Raw genomic sequence first — 3856 nt, 5'->3', positions numbered from 1 at the left:
CTACGCTGTGGCCCACGGCCATCGCGCGATCTTCGGTTGTCCTCACAAACCATCGATGATCAACGCGGTGGCCGCCCTCATACCCACGCCACGCCCAACGCCGAATCCAAGTGACGTTGGAGTACTAGGAGGATGGCCCCGACGCCTACGGCCTGGCATTCTCGGCGTTCATGGAGAAGGCCGCTGGCCGTAGCAACGGCGACGCGATGACACCGCAGCGCGAGGACGAGCTCCTGCGCGGCATGCTCGCCCATCAGGTGGGGATCGAGCCCGATCGTGCGGCAGCGGTTCTCGATCTCGCGGCGGTCGGTGTAGTCAACAACGCGTGGCGCAATGGCCCTGTTGAGGACTGGCATGCCGGGGATGGCCCGCTCAACGACGGTGACATGCTCCGCATCAACGCGCATACGAGTTGGCGGATTCGACAGATCATCCGGCGCTGGCGTTATGAGGTGGGTCTACCGGCAGACGCCGACGCCGGCCAGCTCGACGACGTCAGCGTGGACGATTGGGACTGGCTGGCCGTGCGGGTCTGGCGCTGGTTGGTCAATCCTCAGCGCCTACTGCCGGGTGGCTTCCGGATCATCGAGATCGCCGGTGATGATCTGGCGGACTATAACGAGCACGTTGCGGGCACGTTGGGTGCCTGGGCGACCACAGCGGAGAAGCGCGGTGGGCGGTACGCGGCCTGGCGCGCCGCAATCCACGGGGGGCTGGCGTGCCGCCATTGGTGGGGCACGCCGAGTTGGCCCGACCTTGTCCACGCCTTCGTTACGGTCCTAGACGAGCCGTCTCATCGGCACTGGGGTCCTGACGGCCAGTGGCGTCGCGGGCTGCGGCAGGAACCTCTGCAGGTGCAAGACCGCAGCGGGTTACGGAAACTCCTACTGCGCTCGCCGTGGCTTTTGGACCAGCCAGCTGCCCAGTGGGTCGTCGCTGCGGGGATCGGCCACCTGCTGCCTCCCATGGCACCGTTGCACGCCAGTACTGACATCGGGGGCGGCGCTTCACGACCCGGCTAGCGGTGGGTTCCACTGCGGTATGCGGCCGCCCCAGCCTCCGCGTCATGGGCGGGGAACCGCTGTTCGCTCTCGGCTACGGCCAGCGGGTGTGGCTGACCGGTGAGGGCCACGAGTGCGGTGGCGACCGCGGGCAGGTCCGCCTTGATGTAAGTGGTGGTGGCCGGTCCACGGCAGTCGGTGTGTCCGGCGTAAGCGCGGGCCACGGCGTAGCCGAAGTGCCGCTCGACCCAGGTGAGGGTGGTGTGGCGCAGCCAGTGGGTGGAGATGCCGTGCACGGCGACCCACGGTAGCTGCCGGCCAATACGGGCCCAGAGCAGGTCGTAGCGACGGTAAGTGGCGGGTCGGCCGTTGCGGTAGCGCAGCAGCGCATCGGTTGGTGCGGCGGCGCCGCGGGCTCGGGCGTGGTCGTTCAGCCGGCCGGCGAGCATGGGGGTGATGGGCTGCCAGCGTTGCGTGCCGCCCTTCTCGGACAGACGGATCAGCGCGTGGTCGGTGTCCAGGTCGATCAAACGCAGCGCGAGGGCGCCGGCGCGTCGGCAGGCCGTTTCAGTGTGCAGGCGCAGCAGCAGCGCGTCGAGCACGATGTCGTTGCCGCCGCTGCGGGCGGCGGTGTTGATGTCGGACAACTCGTCGGGGGTAAGAGCACGGCGGGTGTTGGGCAGCCGGCGGGGTTTGCGGATCCGGTGGGCGGGGCTGTCCACGGCGGTGAGGTGGCCGTCGGCGACGGCGCGGTTGTAGAAGGCACGGGCTGCGGCGACGAGATGCTCGCCGGCGTGCCGGCCGTTGCGGGAGTTGCGCCGAGGGCGGGCGCCGGCGGCGGCCTGTCGCATGAGGGCTTCGAGGTGACTGGCGCGCACCGCGTCGATACGCACGTCGCCGAGGGCGGCGACCATACGTCTCCAGGAGCTGCCGTAGGTGCGTCGGGTGCCCTGGCTCGCCGCGGCGACAACAGCAGGAAGGTACTCGGCGACCGTCGGCACGGCAGGCGCGCTACTGCCGGTGAGGTCGGCGGCGGTGAGGCCAAGGTGCGCAAGGAGGGCTCGGGCGGTGGCGACACGATCGGGATCCGTGGTCATGAGGGCTCTCCGAGGATGCGGATGTGCAGGTCGGCCAGGACCGCGGTGATGGTGTGTGAGGGGTGCACGAGGATGCGGCTCTGGCGGGGCAGGGCGGCCAGGAGGACAGGCTCGCCGGTGGCGATGCCGCACAAGTGTCGGGCGGCCGCCGGTAGGGGCAGTTCCTCGCGGGTGCCCACGGCGTGCGCGCCGTCGACGGCCGGGGTGATCAGGATTGCGCCGGCCACGACGTCGACGTGCAGCGTCAGGCCTGGCGTCCAGCCCAAGGCCCGCAGCAGTGCACGAGCGGTGACCCGGCCGGCGGCGTCGGGCCGGCCCACGTCGAACAGCACACCATCGTCACTACGGGCCGCAGGCGCGGGCAATGTCGGCAGCGGTGCCGGCTCCGGCGATGCGACCGGCTCCGGCGATGCGACCGGCAGCGGGGTGGGTACGAGCGCCTCGACGAGCTGCTCATCGGACTGGCAGGGACGCGAGCGGCCAAGACTCACCGAGGCCACCACCAGTACGGACGCAACGCTGTCAGCGCAGGCGGAAGCCACTCCCGGCGCCTGGATGCACAGATGAAACGTAGCGGTTCGCGTCCCCACGCGAGGGGAGTTGATCTCGCGTGGATCTCCACACGTAGTGGTGTCCGAGGGGGGACTTGAACCCCCACGCCCTATACGGGCACTAGCACCTCAAGCTAGCGCGTCTGCCATTCCGCCACCCGGACCTGCACGTACCAGCCTACCCGGTCGGCCAAGGTGATCATCTCACCGCATCGGCCGGCCTGGCGGGCCGCACGGGGGATTACTGTACACGGCCCGGAACGATCATGCACATCAGCACCAACGCCCCACGTTTGCGCAGGTCAGAGGCCACAACAATCGGGTGGGTAGCGCGCAACTGACGATTCCGGGCAGCATTGCTCACGTGTCCCACCCCTCCCCGTTGATCGCCACCCAGCACCAGGCCCTCGCGATGCGCGCCGCCGGCGACCTGACCAGCGCCCGCCGCCTGCTCGCCGACGCGATCGTCGCGGCCCGCCCGGCGTACGGCGAGGACCACCAGGACGTCCTGGCCACCGGTCACCTGCTGGCCCGGCTGCACCGCGAGGCCGACGACCCGGCCGCCGCCCGGCGCGTACTCGAAGAGGCCTACGCCGCCGGCGAGCGCCGCCGGGGCGACGGGGACCCGCTGATGCTCGCGCTCAGCTTCGACCTCGCGGGGGTGGCCGAGGAGCTGGGCAACCGGCACGAGGCCCGCCGCAACTACAGCCGCGTGGCCACCGCCGGGTCCGCCGTGCTCGGTCCGGACCACCCCGCGGTACGCGCAGCCCGCCAGTACCTCGGCGGCTACGCCGCCGCTCCCGCCGGCTACGGCCCACCTCCCGGCGGCTTCGCCGCCGCTGCCGGCACGCACCCCGGTCCGTACCTGCCCGGGCACCCGGGTCCGACCCTGCCGGGACACCACAGCCCGGCCCCGCCGGCACACTCCGGTCCGCCCCTGCCAGGCCCTCCCAACCCGGCTCTGCCGGGGCACTCCGGTCCGGTCGTGCCCGCACAGCCTGGACAGGTCCTGCCCGGTCCCGCTTCCCCCGGGCACTCCGGTCCCGCTCTGTCCGAGCCCACCGTGTCGCTGCCGGCGACCCCGCCGCCGTACCCGCCCGCGCCGACCCGCCCCGCCGCCCCGGGGACGCCTGGCGCGGCTGCGCCGGATACCGGCGCAGCCGCGGCAGGCGTCCCCGGGGCGGCGGGGCGGGTCGGCGCGGGCGGG

At 71.8% G+C, this 3856-nt stretch carries 4 protein-coding genes and 1 tRNA gene; 2 read left to right on the top strand and 3 right to left on the bottom strand.

The features are described 5' to 3' along the window. Positions 1-170: 170 nt before the first annotated feature. Positions 171-1022 (top strand): hypothetical protein, encoded by an 852-nt coding sequence (locus BAW75_RS06960; RefSeq protein WP_104113008.1) that lies wholly within the window; start codon positions 171-173, stop codon positions 1020-1022. Here the strand turns inward: BAW75_RS06960 and BAW75_RS06955 are convergent. From BAW75_RS06955 to BAW75_RS06945, 3 genes are all read right to left on the bottom strand, one after another. Further along, positions 1019-2098, bottom strand: coding sequence for a tyrosine-type recombinase/integrase (locus BAW75_RS06955; RefSeq protein WP_104113007.1), 1080 nt, complete (start codon positions 2096-2098; stop codon positions 1019-1021). The genes BAW75_RS06960 and BAW75_RS06955 overlap by 4 nt on opposite strands. Continuing rightward, positions 2095-2589 (bottom strand): hypothetical protein, encoded by a 495-nt coding sequence (locus tag BAW75_RS06950; RefSeq protein ID WP_146074807.1) that lies wholly within the window; start codon positions 2587-2589, stop codon positions 2095-2097. Before BAW75_RS06950 ends, BAW75_RS06955 begins: the two co-directional genes overlap by 4 nt. A gap of 137 nt (positions 2590-2726) precedes the next feature. Then, a tRNA-Leu gene (locus BAW75_RS06945) sits at positions 2727-2813 on the bottom strand. A gap of 200 nt (positions 2814-3013) precedes the next feature. Between BAW75_RS06945 and BAW75_RS06940 the strand changes: the two genes are divergently transcribed. Continuing rightward, positions 3014-3856: tetratricopeptide repeat protein (locus BAW75_RS06940; RefSeq protein WP_146074806.1), on the top strand; the 843-nt coding region annotated here is incomplete at its 3' end.

Source organism: Micromonospora chalcea, assembly GCF_002926165.1.
GTDB lineage: Bacteria > Actinomycetota > Actinomycetes > Mycobacteriales > Micromonosporaceae > Micromonospora > Micromonospora chalcea.
Note: the sequence above shows the minus strand (reverse complement) of the source record. Positions and strands in the feature narration are given on the sequence as shown.

Bases quoted from the DNA above. Each gene is read 5' to 3' on its own strand.
- BAW75_RS06955 (WP_104113007.1), bottom strand. From the start codon at position 2,098: ATGACCACGGATCCCGATCGTGTCGCCACCGCCCGAGCCCTCCTTGCG.
- BAW75_RS06960 (WP_104113008.1), top strand. From the start codon at position 171: ATGGAGAAGGCCGCTGGCCGTAGCAACGGCGACGCGATGACACCGCAG.